We start from the raw sequence: 13,664 nt of genomic DNA on the forward strand, positions 1-13,664 counted from the left end.
GCGCCGTCAAGCGTTTCGCGCCAAAATTTGCGCCGCAGTGTTCGCGCGTGGACAAGCAAAGATGTCGCTCATGTGCCAATTTGTCTTTGACCGACAACCTGGAGCGCTGTGATGACCATCGATGCCCTGCCCCGCAAACGCTCAGGTGGCCGCGCTGCACGGCGCGCACTGCGCGCGGCACCTGACTTTCAAATGCTGCCGGGTCTGCACAATAAGATACCGACCTGCGAAATCATGACAGGCAGTCAGGTGGAGCGGATCGACGCGGCCTCGATGGATATTCTGGAAAACATCGGTGTCATTTTTCGGGATGACATCGCGTTGGCCGACTGGAAATCAGCGGGTGCAAAGGTGGAAGGTGATCGGGTTTTTCCTGACCGGGGGCTGGTGCGTGATCTGATTGCGACGATCCCTGCGACATTTACCTACCACGCACGCGACCCAAAAAAGAACGTGGCGTTGGGTGGTGACAAGTCCATCTTCGTTCCCATGACGGGCGCACCCTATCTGCGGGATCTGGAGGATGTACGCCGCAACCCGACGCTTGATGATCTGGCGATGTTTCACAAGCTCGCCCACATGCTACCAGCGCTGCATTCTTCCGCTCACCACATCGTGGAACCTTACGACCACCCCATCAGCCAGCGCCACCTGCGCATCACCTATTCGTCGATGAAACACTCTGACAAGACGTTCATGGGAATGACCACGTCACCCAAAAACGCTGAGGATGTCATTGATATGTGCCGGATCCTCTTTGGGGCGGACTTCATTGAAAGCCATCCGGTTGTGACGGGCAATTGCAATGGCAACTCTCCACTGGTGTGGGACGAAACCATGCTGGGGGCCATGCGCGCGTTTTCCCGCGCAAACCAGCCTGTGCTTTGCTCTCCCTTCGTGCTGGGTGGGGCCAACACGCCGGCTTCTGTCGCGGCCTCGGTCGCACAGCTGAATGCGGAAGCCTTAAGCGCGCTAGCCTATACGCAGGTCATCCGCCGCGGCGCGCCTGCGATCTATGGCCATTACCTGTCCACTGTCTCAATGAAATCCGGCGCTCCGATGGCGGGCACGCCAGAGATTTCCCTGATGAACTTTATGATTGGTCAGATGGCGCGGTTCTATGACGTGCCGTGGCGCACTTCAAACACGCTGGGCGGAGCCAAGACGTTTGACGCGCAAGCTGGCTACGAAAGCGCGACAACGCTCTCTGCCGTCATGCACGCAGGCGCCCATTACATTTGGCACTCCGCTGGCTGGAACGAGGCGGGCATGCATTGCTCGGTTGCCAAGTTTATCGTGGATGCCGAACAATGCGCGATGGCCCACCGCATGGCTTCAGGTGTGAATTTCGATGACTTCGACGATGCTCTCGCCGCAGTGCCAGATGTCGGTCCCGGCGGGCACTATCTGGGCCACCCGCACACGCAGGAAAACTTCCAGACAGCGTTTTTCATGCCAGAGATGTTTGACAACAATTCTATCGAGCAATGGCAAGCCGAAGGCGCCGTGGAGATTACCGAACGCGCGCTGACCCAGGCCAAAATGCTGCTGCAAAACTATCAAGAGCCGGTCTTGGACATCGCAAAAGACGAGGAATTGCGCGCCTATATTTCCCGGCGCGAGAGCGAAATCCCTGCGGCGGATGAACTGAACCAGAGCTATTGATCCCCGCTGAACCCAGATACGTTCAGTCGAAGTGGCACGGCATACCTGCCACACCCCAGATCAGCAGGTCATCTACATGCTCTTGCAGTGAATAGGGCGCAGCTTCGCGTGTCCCGCCGGGATTCCATGCCCAATGCAGGATGACGTCGTGTCCCAGATGGTCGGCCAGTTCCATGAAGGTGCGGCCATCGTTGCGCTCCGGATCGCGCAGTTGTGCGCAGATCTCGTCGCTGGTCCGTCCAAACCAATCGGCTTCGACTGGGGGTAATTGCCAGGCATCAGCAACCTGAGGCGCGCCGTGGGGCATATCGTTGCCGCCGGTCTCATTGGTGACATGACAGGTGCGACAGGGGATTGTCTCTGCACCGATGCGGCTGTCGCCGGCGCGGATGTTCATGCCATGCGGGCGCGGTGCACCGTAGCTGGGACCTGACCACATGGGTTGGTCGCTGTCGCCGACGTGGCAATTGGAACAGCGCGGGTGCGACGCGACCTCATAGATGCGGTCCCACGCCGCAAGGCCCGTTTCCAAATTGACCGACCCTTCTGCTGGGGGACTGATCACAACCTGATCTTCAGCAGCCATCAGCGGGGCCGCCGCAGCAAGCAGGCCAGCGATCAGGAGAATTCGCATCAGATGAACCTCACGTGACGGTTGAACGGCATTTCGCGCAGCCGCATGCCGGTGGCCGCAAAAATTGCATTCGCAAGGGCCGGGGCCGCTGGCGGAACGGGCGGCTCTCCGATGCCGCGCACTGCAAAATGTGTTTCCAGACCGCGCACCATGATCTGAGGTGCCTGATATAAGCGCATCCCCTCGGCGGCGTGATAATTACTCTGTTCTGCCATGCCGTCACTATATGTGATCTCGGAATTCATGGCATGGCCCAGCCCCCACACGACAGCGCCCTGGACGTTGTTTTCAAAGTTGACCGGATCCACAACAGTTCCGACGTCCGCCGCGACCCAGACCTTGTCGATCCTGATGCCATCAGGGGTATCGGTCACTTCGACTACCTCGGCCACCGGCACGCCAAAACTTTCGACCATGGCCACGCCACGCCCTTTGCCTTCAGGCAAGGATTCCCCCCAATTTGACATCTCTGCAACCGCCTCAAGCGTGCCTCGCGCGACGTCCCAGTCACACAACCGCAGGCGCTCTTCCAGCGGATCCGCGCCGGCGGCATGAATCACTTCGTCCAAGAACCCTTCGATAAAGAACCCAGCGCCAGATGCCCCGACGGAACGCCAACTGGATACAGGCGCCACACCGGGCGTCGCGTAGGCCCGCACACGAAAATTCTCGATACCGTAAGGGGCATTCCATGCGCCTGCAGGGATCTGGATGTCGGGCCCAGCCTGCGGCAATCCCAGCCTGCCGATCATGCTCCCGATTGGCGAGGGCGACGCGATGTCCAGCGCCAGCGCGCGCACCTGACCGCTGTCAACGTCCCCCGCACCACGCATCATCCCCAACGGACGGGGAAAATCCTGCGCAAAGTCTTCTTCCCGGCGGAACGTCATCTTGACGGGGGTGCCACGGACTTGATTGGCAATCTCTGCCGCGACGGCGACATACTCGCACTCCAACCGGTTTCCGAAACTGCCGCCTGCATATTGGTTGTGCAACACAACCTGACCGGACTTGTGCCCGGTTACACCCGCAACCTGTTGCTGCAGAACACGTGGCAATTGATGTGCCGTCCAGACCTCGACCTGATCATCCGTCACCCGGACCAGCGCCATCATCGGCTCAAGCGGCGCATGAGCCACATAGGGCACACGGTATTCGGCGCGCACAGCATCGGCCGCCAACGCACTCTCAACATCGCCATCGTCCCGCAAGCTGGTATCAAGGTGCGCATCCGTAAAGGATGCCTCGACCGCCTTCCAGTGATCCGCCTGTTCTGCGGGATAGGCTGCATCCTGCCATGTCACGTCAATGGCCTCAGCTGCGCGAAAGGCACGCCACGTGTTGTCCGCCAGCACCGCCAGCCCGTTGGTGATCGGAAAAACATCCACCACACCGCGCATCGTCCTGGCGGCTTCGGCATCAAAGGACCTGACACCAGAACGTCGCGGGCTCAGCCGCACGGCGGCATGCACCATACCGTCCAACTGCAAATCGATCGCGTAAGATAGAGTGCCAGTCGATTTGGCACGAATGTCGCTGCGCTGCGTCGGTTTGCCGATCAACCGCCAGTCACTGGCCGCACGCAGAGGAACGTCGCGGACAGGATCAATGGCCGCTGCATCCGCCGCCAGATCGACATAGGGGATGGCGGTGCCATCCGGCAGGATGACCGCACCGCTTTTGGTCGTCAGGTCGGCACCCTCAACCCCGTGCTTTTGCGCTGCCGCTAGTTTGAGCGTCTCGCGCGCGGTGGCGCCAGCGGCGCGCAGCTTGTCGAAACTGTCAGCTACCGAACTGGAGCCCCCGGTTCCCTGAAGACCGATGATCTTGGCCAAACCGCCGATGGTGGCCAGCGTCCCGCGGGCCACGACCCCTTGATCTGTGATGCGATAGGGCGTGCCCTCTCCGGCAAGGGCGGTGTTATGATAGGCCGGTGCCGGTTCCCCGAATTCGGTGTCGAACTGGCCAAGGTCCAGATCAAGCTCTTCGGCCAGCAGCGTTGCCTGCATGTGAACCGCGCCTTGCCCGATGTCGGCATGGGGCGTGATGAGCGTGATCTTCTGAGCATCAATTTTGACCCACGGGTTGAAAGTCGCGGCACCCGGCCCCAACCCATCCGCCAGCGGATTCTGGGGATCACGCCGAACCAGATAGGTGCCAAAGGCAACGCCACCGGCGATGGCCACCGCTCCGGTCAGGAAAGTCCGTCTTGCGATGGTTCTTGCGCGCCCCATCCCTTACGCCGCCGCCATCTTGCCAGCAGCTGATCTGATCGCCGCGCGAATGCGTGGGTAAGCCCCGCAGCGGCACAAGTTTCCACTCATCGCCGCATCAATCTGGTCGTCCGTGGGTTCTGGGTTCATATCCAAAAAGGAGGCTACCTGCATGATCTGCCCCGACTGGCAGTAACCACATTGGGCGACCTGCGTCTCAACCCAGGCCTCCTGCACCGCATGCAGGCTTTCCGGTGTACCCAGCCCTTCAATCGTGGTGATGTCACCGTCCACGTCTGCGGCGGCCAACTGGCACGACCGTACCGCAATCCCGTCCATATGCACCGTACAGGCCCCACATTGGGCGATGCCACAGCCATATTTGGTACCCATCAGGCCCAATTCATCCCGCAGCACCCAAAGGAGCGGCATGTCGTCTTCGACATCGACGTGGTGATCTTTTCCATTGACCCGCAGCTTCATTGTTTTCTCCCGCCTGACCCGGCCGACTGCGCTATTTTGACTGCATGTCGCCAACCATTTTCAACACCCAACGTCGCGGCAACAACGGAATGATCCAGTTCACCATAAAGCCAAGACCGCGTTCATTGACCGTCACCAGATCACCGCGCCGCATGGCATCATAGCCATGCTTTGCGACCTCTTTGGCTGTGGCGCCCTTTTGGGCCACCAGTTTCGTGCCGTCTAAATCAGCAGCTTCAGCAAATCCGGTTCTCACGTATCCCGGTGCCAGCACGGTGCATGTGACACCATCCTTGCGCAATTCGTGATCGACCGCCTCGCTGAAGGATTTGACGAATGCCTTGGTCGCAAAATAGATCGCCTGCATTGGCCCCGGCATGAAGCCCGCCGTTGAGCCAACATTCAGGATTTTACCCTTGCCCCGCTTTGCCATCTTGCCCCCGAAATGATGCGTGAGAGTGACCAGCGCCTTGACGTTGAGATCGATCATCGCCTGTTCTTGTTTCAGATCGCGGTCGATGTGTCGGCCATGCCCGCCAAAGCCGGCATTGTTGATCAGCACATCCACCTGCAAACCCGCCTCGTCCACACGCTTGCAAAGGTCATCAGCGCCGCCTGCCGCGCCAAGGTCCAGCGCAAAGACATGCGCCGCGATCCCATGCTCTGCCTCAAGCTCTGCCTTCAGGTCGTTCAGTTTGCCCTCGCTGCGGGCTGTGAGGATCACATCGCCCCCTTTGCGGGCGTGATAGCGTGCCATTTCTGTGCCGATGCCGGACGATGCGCCAGTGACGAGTGCTGTATTAGACATTCTAGAGGGCCTCCAATCATAGAATTCAACAAGTGTTGACATGAGGAATAAGGGATTCCCCCGCAAAGTCAACACGCATTGACAACTGGGCGGATATCTATAGGAAAACGGTATGAAAAAAGCGGATGCAACCCGAGAAAAACTGCTGACCGAAGGGCGGCGCCTGATGTGGATGCGCGGGTACAGATCGGTTTCGCTGCGCGAAATCGCACAGGCCGCGAAGGTCGATGTAGCGTTGGTGTCACGTTACTTTGGCGGCAAAAAAGGGTTGTTCGAAGCCACGCTTGTCGGGGCATTCGCCATAGAAAACTTTGAGGCAAAGTCGCATGAGGCCCTGGTCGATACGGCTGTCAGCATGTTTGTCAGCGCGCCACGCGAGGGGGACGAGCCCTCCATGATGCGCATGATTGCGATGAATGCCCATGATGACGACGTGGGAGATCTTGTGCGTGCAGCCCAGGCCGAGCAATTACAACAACCTCTGGCAACGTTGCTGGGCAGCTCAGAGCGTGCCGCGTTGTTCATGGCAGCCGCACTTGGGCTCAGCGTCGCAGAGAAATCATTGCATTTGGAGGGCATAACCGTCGCAAGCCCGCATTATGAATCACAGGTGCGGCATTTGCTTGAGACAGCGTTGACCTACCCTGCCTAGTGTGGCGCGCGGCGTACCAGGTACACAACGGCGCCCGCCAACAATCCCCAGACCGGCGAACCGATCCCAAATAGCGTGATCCCCGATGCGGTGATCAACAGCGTCACCACCGCTGCATCCCTGTCAGCCGCCTGCGTAAAGGCCGCCTGTGCCGCATTTGCCAGCACGGCCATCAGCGCCAGCCCCGCCAACGAGGCCACGACCATCGGTGGCGCCAGGGCGGCGAAGGCCGTGACGAGACCCGCAAAAAGCCCAAAGAGACAATACCCTACCCCCGCAACAACTGCTGACCAGAAACGTAACGCCGGGTCGGCATGCGACTCCTCTCCTGCGCACATCGCAGAGGTGATTGCCGCAAGACAGGTGCTGTGGGCCCCAAAGGGTGCCGAGATGATCGAGGCCGCCCCTACGCCTGCCAGCATCGACCCTGCTGGTGGTGCAAAACCATTGCTGCGCAAGATCGCGATGCCGGGGATGTTCTGCGTGGCCATTGTTACAATGAAAAGCGGGACGCCAATGCTTATGGCAGATGCCAGTGTGAACTGCGGTGTTGTCCAGACCGGGACTGTGATCAGGCCGGTCATTGCCACATCCGGAACCCCGCCCCACCATGCAACCAGCACGGCGGTCATCGCGACTGCCCCCGGTACGGCCGCCAGCCGGTTCCACCATCCGGCCAGCAACCACGCAAGAAAGATCGGGATCACGAACTGGGGTATCTCAGGCAACGCGCGAGCCGGGGCAAGACAGATCGGCAACAGCACACCCGCCAGCATGGCCTGTGCCAAGGCTGGCGGTATGTTCGCTGCAAAGCGTCCGATGGGCCGCCAAAGCCCGGCCAGCAGGCAAAGCAGACCCGCGAAAACAAATGCGCCGATGGCCACGGCAAACCCACCCTCGGGCACCGCAAGAACCGCAAGCAAGGCCGCCCCCGGTGTTGACCAGGCCACAGAGATCGGCGCGCGAAACCATAGGGCCAGGCCGATGGCTGTCAGTCCCATCGCAATTGCCGCCATCATCAGCGCCGACGCCGCCTGCGCATCTGTTGCGCCCATCGCATAGACACCCTGAAGGACGATGGGAAACGAGCTGAAAAAACCGACGATAGCCACCACCAAACCGGTGGCCACTGTCTGCGCCGGAGGGAATCCGGCATGCGGCGGTTTTGTTGGGCCTGTCATAGCGAAAGGCGCGTTCGACCTTGGGAGAGACTAGGCCTTTCGATTTAGATCAAACGCGTCATGCCCTAGAATTCGACAACGGCGCGGATTGATTTGCCCTCATGCATCAGATCAAAACCGTGGTTGATCTCATCCAGAGATAGCTTGTGCGTGATCATCGGGTCGATCTCGATCTTGCCGCCCATGTACCAGTCCACGATCTTGGGCACATCTGTACGCCCCTTTGCCCCGCCAAAGGCGGTGCCGCGCCAGACGCGGCCGGTCACCAGCTGGAAAGGACGGGTCGATATTTCGGCCCCAGCGGGTGCAACACCGATGATGATGCTTTCGCCCCAACCCTTGTGGGCGCATTCCAGCGCATCACGCATGACCTTGGTGTTGCCCGTGGCGTCAAAGGAATAATCCGCGCCTCCCCCGGTCAATTCGACCAGATGCGCCACCAGATCGCCGTCGATGTTTGAGGGATTCACAAAGTCCGTCATCCCGAAATAACGGCTCATCTCTGCCTTGTCGTCGTTAAGGTCCACGCCCACGATCTGGTCTGCACCGGCCAGCTTGAGCCCCTGAATGACGTTCAGGCCAATGCCGCCCAGCCCGAAGACGACACAGCGCGCGCCGATCTCTACCTTGGCGGTGTTGATGACCGCGCCGATACCTGTCGTTACCCCACAGCCGATGTAGCAAATTTTGTCAAACGGCGCGTCCTTGCGCACTTTGGCCAGCGCGATTTCGGGAATGACTGTGTGATTGGCAAAGGTCGAACAGCCCATATAGTGATAGATCGGCGTGCCGTCCTCCAGCGAAAAGCGGGTAGTGCCATCGGGCATCAGACCTTGCCCTTGGGTGACACGGATCGCCTGACACAGGTTCGTCTTGCCCGACAGGCAGTATTCGCATTCGCGGCATTCGGGGGTGTAAAGCGGGATCACGTGATCGCCCGGCTCTACCGTCGTGACGCCCTCGCCGACTTCCAGTACCACGCCGGCGCCTTCGTGGCCCAGAATGGCCGGGAAAATGCCTTCGGGATCGTCGCCTGAGCGGGTGAACTCGTCTGTATGGCACAGGCCGGTGGCCTTGATTTCGACAAGAACCTCGCCCGCTTTGGGGCCCTCGAGGTTCACCTCCATGATTTCAAGCGGTTTGCCGGCTTCCATGGCGACGGCGGCGCGGGTTTTCATCATGGTGGTTCCTCCCAGTTTCCTTTGCGGCAGGAAGCCCCGGCACAGGCCTGCTTGTCAAGGCATCACCGGATCGGCGCGTTCGCTTTGATCCGCCGCAGGATGACATTGGTCTGTGCAGAGTTGACGACCGATTGGGTAAACAAGAAACCTTCCAGAAACTGGTTGTAAGAGTCGATATCCCGGCACAGCACCCGCAAGTGGTAATCCGCCTGCCCGGTCGTGGCAAAACACTCTGTCACCTCATCGCGTTGGCGCACCGCATCAATGAACCGGGTCAGCGCGTCACTGTCATGTCGGGTCAGGTGCACGTGCACGATGGCCTCGAACCCACGACCCATCGCGGCAGGATCCACGATGGCCGCATAGCGGCTGATAACTCCGGAGTCTTCCAGGGCTTTGACGCGCCGCCAGCAGGCAGAGGCAGAGATGTTCAGCTTGTCAGCAAGCTGCGCGTTGGGCAGTCGGCTGTCGGTTTGCAAAAGATATATCAGCTCTTGATCAATCGAATCCATTTTGCGGCTCCGGACATATTTTCCGATCAAGGAACTTGAAGCGGTCAATTTACCCGCAATTTACCGCATTCGATCCGAGTTTAGAAGCGCAATTCCACCGCTGCTGCGCTATCTTGTCAGGCAAGGAGAACACCATGACCAAAGCCGACCACACCTTTGAGACCTACCAGTTGGATGACCGCTATGCCCGTCCGACAGGCCGGGTGTTCATGACCGGCACGCAGGCGCTGGTGCGGATCATGCTGGACCAGGCGCGACGCGATCGGGATGCCGGGCTGAACACGGCGGGTTTTGTCTCCGGCTACCGCGGGTCACCTCTGGGCGGTCTGGATCAGGAAATGTGGCGCAACCAAAAACGATTGGATGAGGCGCGGGTCAAATTCATGCCAGCAGTGAACGAAGATCTTGGCGCCACCGCCGTTCTGGGCGCACAGCAAGCGCACCTTGACCCGCATGCGGAAGTCGAGGGTGTCTTTTCCATGTGGTACGGCAAGGGCCCGGGCGTCGACCGGTCCGGCGATGCGCTCAAACACGGCAATGCCTATGGCTCAGCGCCCAAGGGCGGGGTGCTGGTAGTTGCGGGTGATGATCACGGGTGCGTTTCGTCGTCAATGCCGCACCAGTCTGACGTAGCGTTTATGGCGTGGTTCATGCCAACGCTGAATCCGGCCTCTGTCGCCGAATACCAGCAGTTCGGGGAATACGGATTTGCACTTTCCCGCTTCAGCGGCACGTGGGTAGGCTTCAAGGCGATTTCCGAGACGGTGGAAAGTGGTGCATCGGTCGATCTGCACGCGGACCGGAACTTTGAGCACCCCGACTACACAGCACCGCAGGGCGGCTTGCACGTGCGCTTGGGCGATCTGCCTTCCCCCGGGATCGAGGCCCGCATTCACGACAAGCTTGAAGCCGTACAGGCCTTTGCCGAGGCGAATCCAATTGATCAACACATCTATGGCACGGGCGAGGCACCTTACGGGATCGTGACCACCGGCAAAGGGCATCTTGATACAATGGAGGCGCTGCGCCTGCTGGGATTGGATGCGGATCGGTGCAAGGCTCTGGGAATCGACATCTACAAGATCGGGATGGTTTGGCCCCTTGCCCGCAGGGATGCCCTGCAGTTCGTCAAAGACAAGCGTGAGGTGCTGGTAATTGAGGAAAAGCGCGGGATCATCGAAAGCCAACTGAAAGAAGCGTTCTATGACTGGCCGGGCTCCAAGCCCGCGCGGATGGTGGGTAAACATGACGAGAAACTCGACCCGCTGGTGCCCTGGACCGGAGAGCTGTCGCCGCTTGCGTTGGTGCCCCTCATCGCCGCGCGGCTTGACGCGTTCTTTCCCGCCGAGGGTTTGATGGACAAGGCGCGCGCCCTGACCGATCAACCACCACAGCTTCTCAATGTCGAAGGGGCAACACGAACGCCCTATTTCTGCTCGGGTTGCCCTCACAATACATCCACCAAAGTGCCAGAAGGGTCATCGGCCAATTCCGGGATCGGCTGCCACGTAATGGCCAGCTGGATGGACCGTGAAACCGCCGGTTTTGCCCAGATGGGTGGTGAGGGGGTGCCGTGGATTGCCACATCGCTGTTCAATGGCGGCAAGCATGTGTTCCAGAACCTTGGTGAGGGCACCTGGTACCACTCGGGCTCGCTGGCCATTCGCCAGGCGGTCGCGGCGGGGACAAACATTACCTACAAGATCCTTTACAACGATGCCGTTGCCATGACCGGCGGGCAGCCCGTGGATGGACCCGTCAGCGTGTCAGCCATTGCGCAGACCTGCCGTGCCGAGGGGGTTGAACGGATTGCGGTCGTCTCCGACCAGCCGGAAAAGTTCCTGAAGACAGATTTTCCAGCGGGGACGTCTTTCGACCACCGCCGTGATCTCGATACGATACAGCGCGAGCTGCGCGATATTCCGGGCGTAAGCGTGTTGATCTACGAACAGATCTGCGCCACCGAAAAACGCCGCCGCCGCAAGCGCGGCACCATGGAAGACCCCCAGCGGTTTGTGATGATCAACGATCTGGTTTGTGAAGGGTGCGGCGATTGTTCGCTGGAAAGCAATTGTTTGAGTGTGGAGCCAAAGAAAACGGAATTCGGCACCAAGCGGCAGATCAATCAGTCCACCTGCAACAAGGATTATTCCTGTCTGAATGGGTTCTGCCCCTCTTTCGTCACCGTTGAAGGGGCGGCACGCCGGAAAGTAACAGGCCCGGATATCGACCTGGATGCGCTCGTTGCCGACCTGCCAGAGCCCGCCCTGCCCGACCTCGCCCAGCCCTTCAATCTGCTCGTGACAGGCGTGGGGGGCACGGGGGTTGTGACAGTGGGCGCGTTAATTTCAATGGCCGCTCATCTGGAAGGAAAAGGCGCCAGCGTGCTTGATTTCACGGGCTTTGCGCAAAAGTTTGGTACTGTCTTGGGCTATGTGCGGCTGGCGGCGCGCCCGGAAGATCTGCATCAGGTGCGTGTTGATCAAGGCTCTGCTGACGCGGTGATAGGCTGCGACATGGTTGTCAGTTCAGCGCCCAAGGCATCCGCCCATTACCGTCGGGGAACGGAAGTGGTCCTGAACCGGGCCGAGATGCCGACCGGTGATCTGGTATTGAACCGGGACGCCGATTTGCGCATCGACACGCGTGAGGCCGGGATCACGCAGGTGGTCGGGGCCGATCATGTCGCGGCATTTGATGCCAACCTCATGGCTGAGCGGCTGATGGGCGATAGCGTGTTCGCCAATGTGATGATGCTTGGATTCGCCTGGCAAAAGGGCCTAGTCCCGGTCTCGCGCACCGCCCTTTATCAGGCGATTGATCTCAATGGCGTGGTGCCCGCGCGGAACAAGGCGGCATTTGCCGCCGGGCGGATCATGGCAGAGCGGCCCGATGCCCTGTCGGAAAAAGACAAAGCTACCAGCGGCGAAACCCTCGAAGGTCTCATCGATCGCCGCATGGCCTTTTTGACGGATTATCAGAACGCGGCCTATGCGCAACGCTACAAGGACCGATTGGACAGTTTCGCGACCGCCCTTGGCGCGGGGTCAGATGCGCTGGTCATGGCTGCTGCCAAATCGCTGTTCAAGCTGATGGCCTACAAGGATGAGTACGAAGTGGCCCGCCTGCACAGCGAGACCGGATTTGCTGAGTGGATCGCACAAAGCTTTGAACCCGGTTTCCGCGTCAAATACCACCTTGCACCGCCGATCTGGCCCACCGGGCAGGACACGCGCGGGCGGCCTTTCAAACGGGCATTTGGGCCATGGATGGGCCACGCCTTCAAGGTTCTGGCACGCATGAAGGCGCTGCGCGGCACGTGGGCGGATATATTTGGCTATAGCGCAGACAGGCGGTTGGAGGTCGCGCTGATCGCTTGGTTTGATGAGGTGATGGAGCTGGTCCTCAAGGCAGATATTCCGGAGACCGAGCGGTTGGCGATCCTGTCCGCCCCGATGGAAATCCGCGGATATGGGCCGGTCAAGGAACAGGCGGTTGAGAAGGTTCAGGCAGAGGTTTCTGCGCGGCTGCAACAGCACAACCCGATCGCCGCATAGCCACGCTGGCAGACGGCATGGCAACGCAGTCTGTATGCAAAAACCCCGCGTGAGGTACAGCCGTCTGTCTCGGTGCTTAGTCCCGACCTTGCGCTTGGATCGCATAGGCGATCAGCGCATTCACCTCAGCATCCTTCGCTTCCTGCCCGGTAAAGCTAAGCACATAGTTGCGCACGCGCTTCATGCGTTCTGCCAGCGGCTCTGACAACTCAAGTGCGTAGTATCCTACCTGCATGAAATACATTACGCGCGCCCGTACCTCGGCCTCATCAGAGCCGTAGCCAAACCTTTCGAACATGGCGGTGAACGCATCTACCCGGGTTGCATCGGTCTGGTCGATCACGCGCCGCACGGCACCATCGCGGCGCGCCCATTCGCGGATCGCGAAGTCGAGCTTGTGATTGAAAAGTGCGGTATCGACCCAACATCTTGCAGTGTTGCAGACCGCCTCGGTGATTGTGGCTGCCGGCATCTCGGCGTGTCGCACCAACTGACCGGTATTGGTTTGTTCCCACCTCTTCAGCAGGGCGTCGAGCAGATCCTGACGGCTTTTGAAATACCAGTAGAAAGATGACCGCGAGACGCCAAGACGCTCTGAGATCGACAGCACCTTGACCTCGCCGACGCCTTCACTGACCAGCAGGTCCATCGCGACGGTCAGCCAATCGGCACGGGTGACTTTGGTGTTGCCATAAAGCGGCGTTGGATCTGTCACGTGTCTACCTTCCCTCGTGCGATCGCCAATTGGCGCTTGAAGGGTCTAAAGTCAGGACCCGGC

At 59.8% G+C, this 13,664-nt stretch carries 11 protein-coding genes; 3 read left to right on the forward strand and 8 right to left on the reverse strand.

Translation table 11 applies throughout. The features are described from left to right. The first annotated feature begins 111 nt into the window (after positions 1 to 111). Positions 112 to 1,665 carry a trimethylamine methyltransferase family protein gene (locus tag H9Q16_RS09270; protein ID WP_191075019.1) on the forward strand — a complete coding sequence of 518 codons (1,554 nt, stop codon included), beginning with the start codon at positions 112 to 114 and terminating at the stop codon, positions 1,663 to 1,665. Between the two features lie 22 nt (positions 1,666 to 1,687). Here H9Q16_RS09270 and H9Q16_RS09275 read toward each other — a convergent pair whose 3' ends face one another. Genes H9Q16_RS09275 through H9Q16_RS09290 form a run of 4 tightly spaced genes read right to left on the reverse strand, consistent with a single transcriptional unit; the run spans position 1,688 to position 5,803 of the window. Next, complete coding sequence (locus H9Q16_RS09275; RefSeq protein WP_191075020.1) at positions 1,688 to 2,299, reverse strand: hypothetical protein; 612 nt, start codon at positions 2,297 to 2,299, stop codon at positions 1,688 to 1,690. Next, entirely contained in the window at positions 2,299 to 4,533 is a 2,235-nt protein-coding gene (locus H9Q16_RS09280; protein ID WP_191075021.1) for a xanthine dehydrogenase family protein molybdopterin-binding subunit, read from the reverse strand. Before H9Q16_RS09280 ends, H9Q16_RS09275 begins: the two co-directional genes overlap by 1 nt. Positions 4,534 to 4,536: 3 nt before the next feature. Further along, positions 4,537 to 4,995: a (2Fe-2S)-binding protein gene (locus tag H9Q16_RS09285; RefSeq protein ID WP_191075022.1), complete on the reverse strand. Its 459-nt coding sequence runs from the start codon at positions 4,993 to 4,995 to the stop codon at positions 4,537 to 4,539. 31 nt (positions 4,996 to 5,026) lie between these two features. Beyond that, positions 5,027 to 5,803 carry an SDR family NAD(P)-dependent oxidoreductase gene (locus H9Q16_RS09290; protein ID WP_191075023.1) on the reverse strand — a complete coding sequence of 259 codons (777 nt, stop codon included), beginning with the start codon at positions 5,801 to 5,803 and terminating at the stop codon, positions 5,027 to 5,029. 112 nt (positions 5,804 to 5,915) lie between these two features. Between H9Q16_RS09290 and H9Q16_RS09295 the strand changes: the two genes are divergently transcribed. After that, positions 5,916 to 6,455 (forward strand): TetR/AcrR family transcriptional regulator, encoded by a 540-nt coding sequence (locus tag H9Q16_RS09295; RefSeq protein ID WP_191075024.1) that lies wholly within the window; start codon positions 5,916 to 5,918, stop codon positions 6,453 to 6,455. Here the strand turns inward: H9Q16_RS09295 and H9Q16_RS09300 are convergent. The 3 genes from H9Q16_RS09300 to H9Q16_RS09310 form a co-directional block, all read right to left on the reverse strand. After that, positions 6,452 to 7,636 (reverse strand): benzoate/H(+) symporter BenE family transporter, encoded by a 1,185-nt coding sequence (locus H9Q16_RS09300; RefSeq protein WP_191075025.1) that lies wholly within the window; start codon positions 7,634 to 7,636, stop codon positions 6,452 to 6,454. The two genes, H9Q16_RS09295 and H9Q16_RS09300, sit on opposite strands and share 4 nt — an antisense overlap. 65 nt (positions 7,637 to 7,701) lie before the next feature. Further along, complete coding sequence (locus H9Q16_RS09305; RefSeq protein WP_191075225.1) at positions 7,702 to 8,814, reverse strand: S-(hydroxymethyl)glutathione dehydrogenase/class III alcohol dehydrogenase; 1,113 nt, start codon at positions 8,812 to 8,814, stop codon at positions 7,702 to 7,704. Between the two features lie 65 nt (positions 8,815 to 8,879). Continuing rightward, positions 8,880 to 9,329 carry an Lrp/AsnC family transcriptional regulator gene (locus H9Q16_RS09310; protein ID WP_191075026.1) on the reverse strand — a complete coding sequence of 150 codons (450 nt, stop codon included), beginning with the start codon at positions 9,327 to 9,329 and terminating at the stop codon, positions 8,880 to 8,882. Between the two features lie 134 nt (positions 9,330 to 9,463). On the opposite strand from H9Q16_RS09310, the gene H9Q16_RS09315 reads away from it, so the two are divergent. Then, positions 9,464 to 12,886, forward strand: coding sequence for an indolepyruvate ferredoxin oxidoreductase family protein (locus tag H9Q16_RS09315; RefSeq protein WP_191075027.1), 3,423 nt, complete (start codon positions 9,464 to 9,466; stop codon positions 12,884 to 12,886). Between the two features lie 76 nt (positions 12,887 to 12,962). On the opposite strand, the gene H9Q16_RS09320 is transcribed toward H9Q16_RS09315, so the two are convergent. Then, a complete protein-coding gene (locus H9Q16_RS09320; protein ID WP_343067811.1) occupies positions 12,963 to 13,601 on the reverse strand; it encodes a TetR/AcrR family transcriptional regulator in 639 nt (212 codons plus the stop codon). Between the last annotated feature and the right edge of the window lie 63 nt (positions 13,602 to 13,664).

This window comes from Sulfitobacter aestuariivivens (assembly GCF_014763045.1).
GTDB lineage: Bacteria > Pseudomonadota > Alphaproteobacteria > Rhodobacterales > Rhodobacteraceae > Sulfitobacter > Sulfitobacter aestuariivivens.

Excerpts from the sequence above, each read along its gene's own strand:
- H9Q16_RS09270 (WP_191075019.1), top strand. The coding sequence starts at position 112 with ATGACCATCGATGCCCTGCCCCGCAAACGCTCAGGTGGCCGCGCTGCA.
- H9Q16_RS09275 (WP_191075020.1), bottom strand. The coding sequence starts at position 2,299 with ATGCGAATTCTCCTGATCGCTGGCCTGCTTGCTGCGGCGGCCCCGCTG.
- H9Q16_RS09280 (WP_191075021.1), bottom strand. The coding sequence starts at position 4,533 with ATGGGGCGCGCAAGAACCATCGCAAGACGGACTTTCCTGACCGGAGCG.
- H9Q16_RS09285 (WP_191075022.1), bottom strand. The coding sequence starts at position 4,995 with ATGAAGCTGCGGGTCAATGGAAAAGATCACCACGTCGATGTCGAAGAC.
- H9Q16_RS09290 (WP_191075023.1), bottom strand. The coding sequence starts at position 5,803 with ATGTCTAATACAGCACTCGTCACTGGCGCATCGTCCGGCATCGGCACA.
- H9Q16_RS09295 (WP_191075024.1), top strand. The coding sequence starts at position 5,916 with ATGAAAAAAGCGGATGCAACCCGAGAAAAACTGCTGACCGAAGGGCGG.
- H9Q16_RS09300 (WP_191075025.1), bottom strand. The coding sequence starts at position 7,636 with ATGACAGGCCCAACAAAACCGCCGCATGCCGGATTCCCTCCGGCGCAG.
- H9Q16_RS09305 (WP_191075225.1), bottom strand. The coding sequence starts at position 8,814 with ATGAAAACCCGCGCCGCCGTCGCCATGGAAGCCGGCAAACCGCTTGAA.
- H9Q16_RS09310 (WP_191075026.1), bottom strand. The coding sequence starts at position 9,329 with ATGGATTCGATTGATCAAGAGCTGATATATCTTTTGCAAACCGACAGC.
- H9Q16_RS09315 (WP_191075027.1), top strand. The coding sequence starts at position 9,464 with ATGACCAAAGCCGACCACACCTTTGAGACCTACCAGTTGGATGACCGC.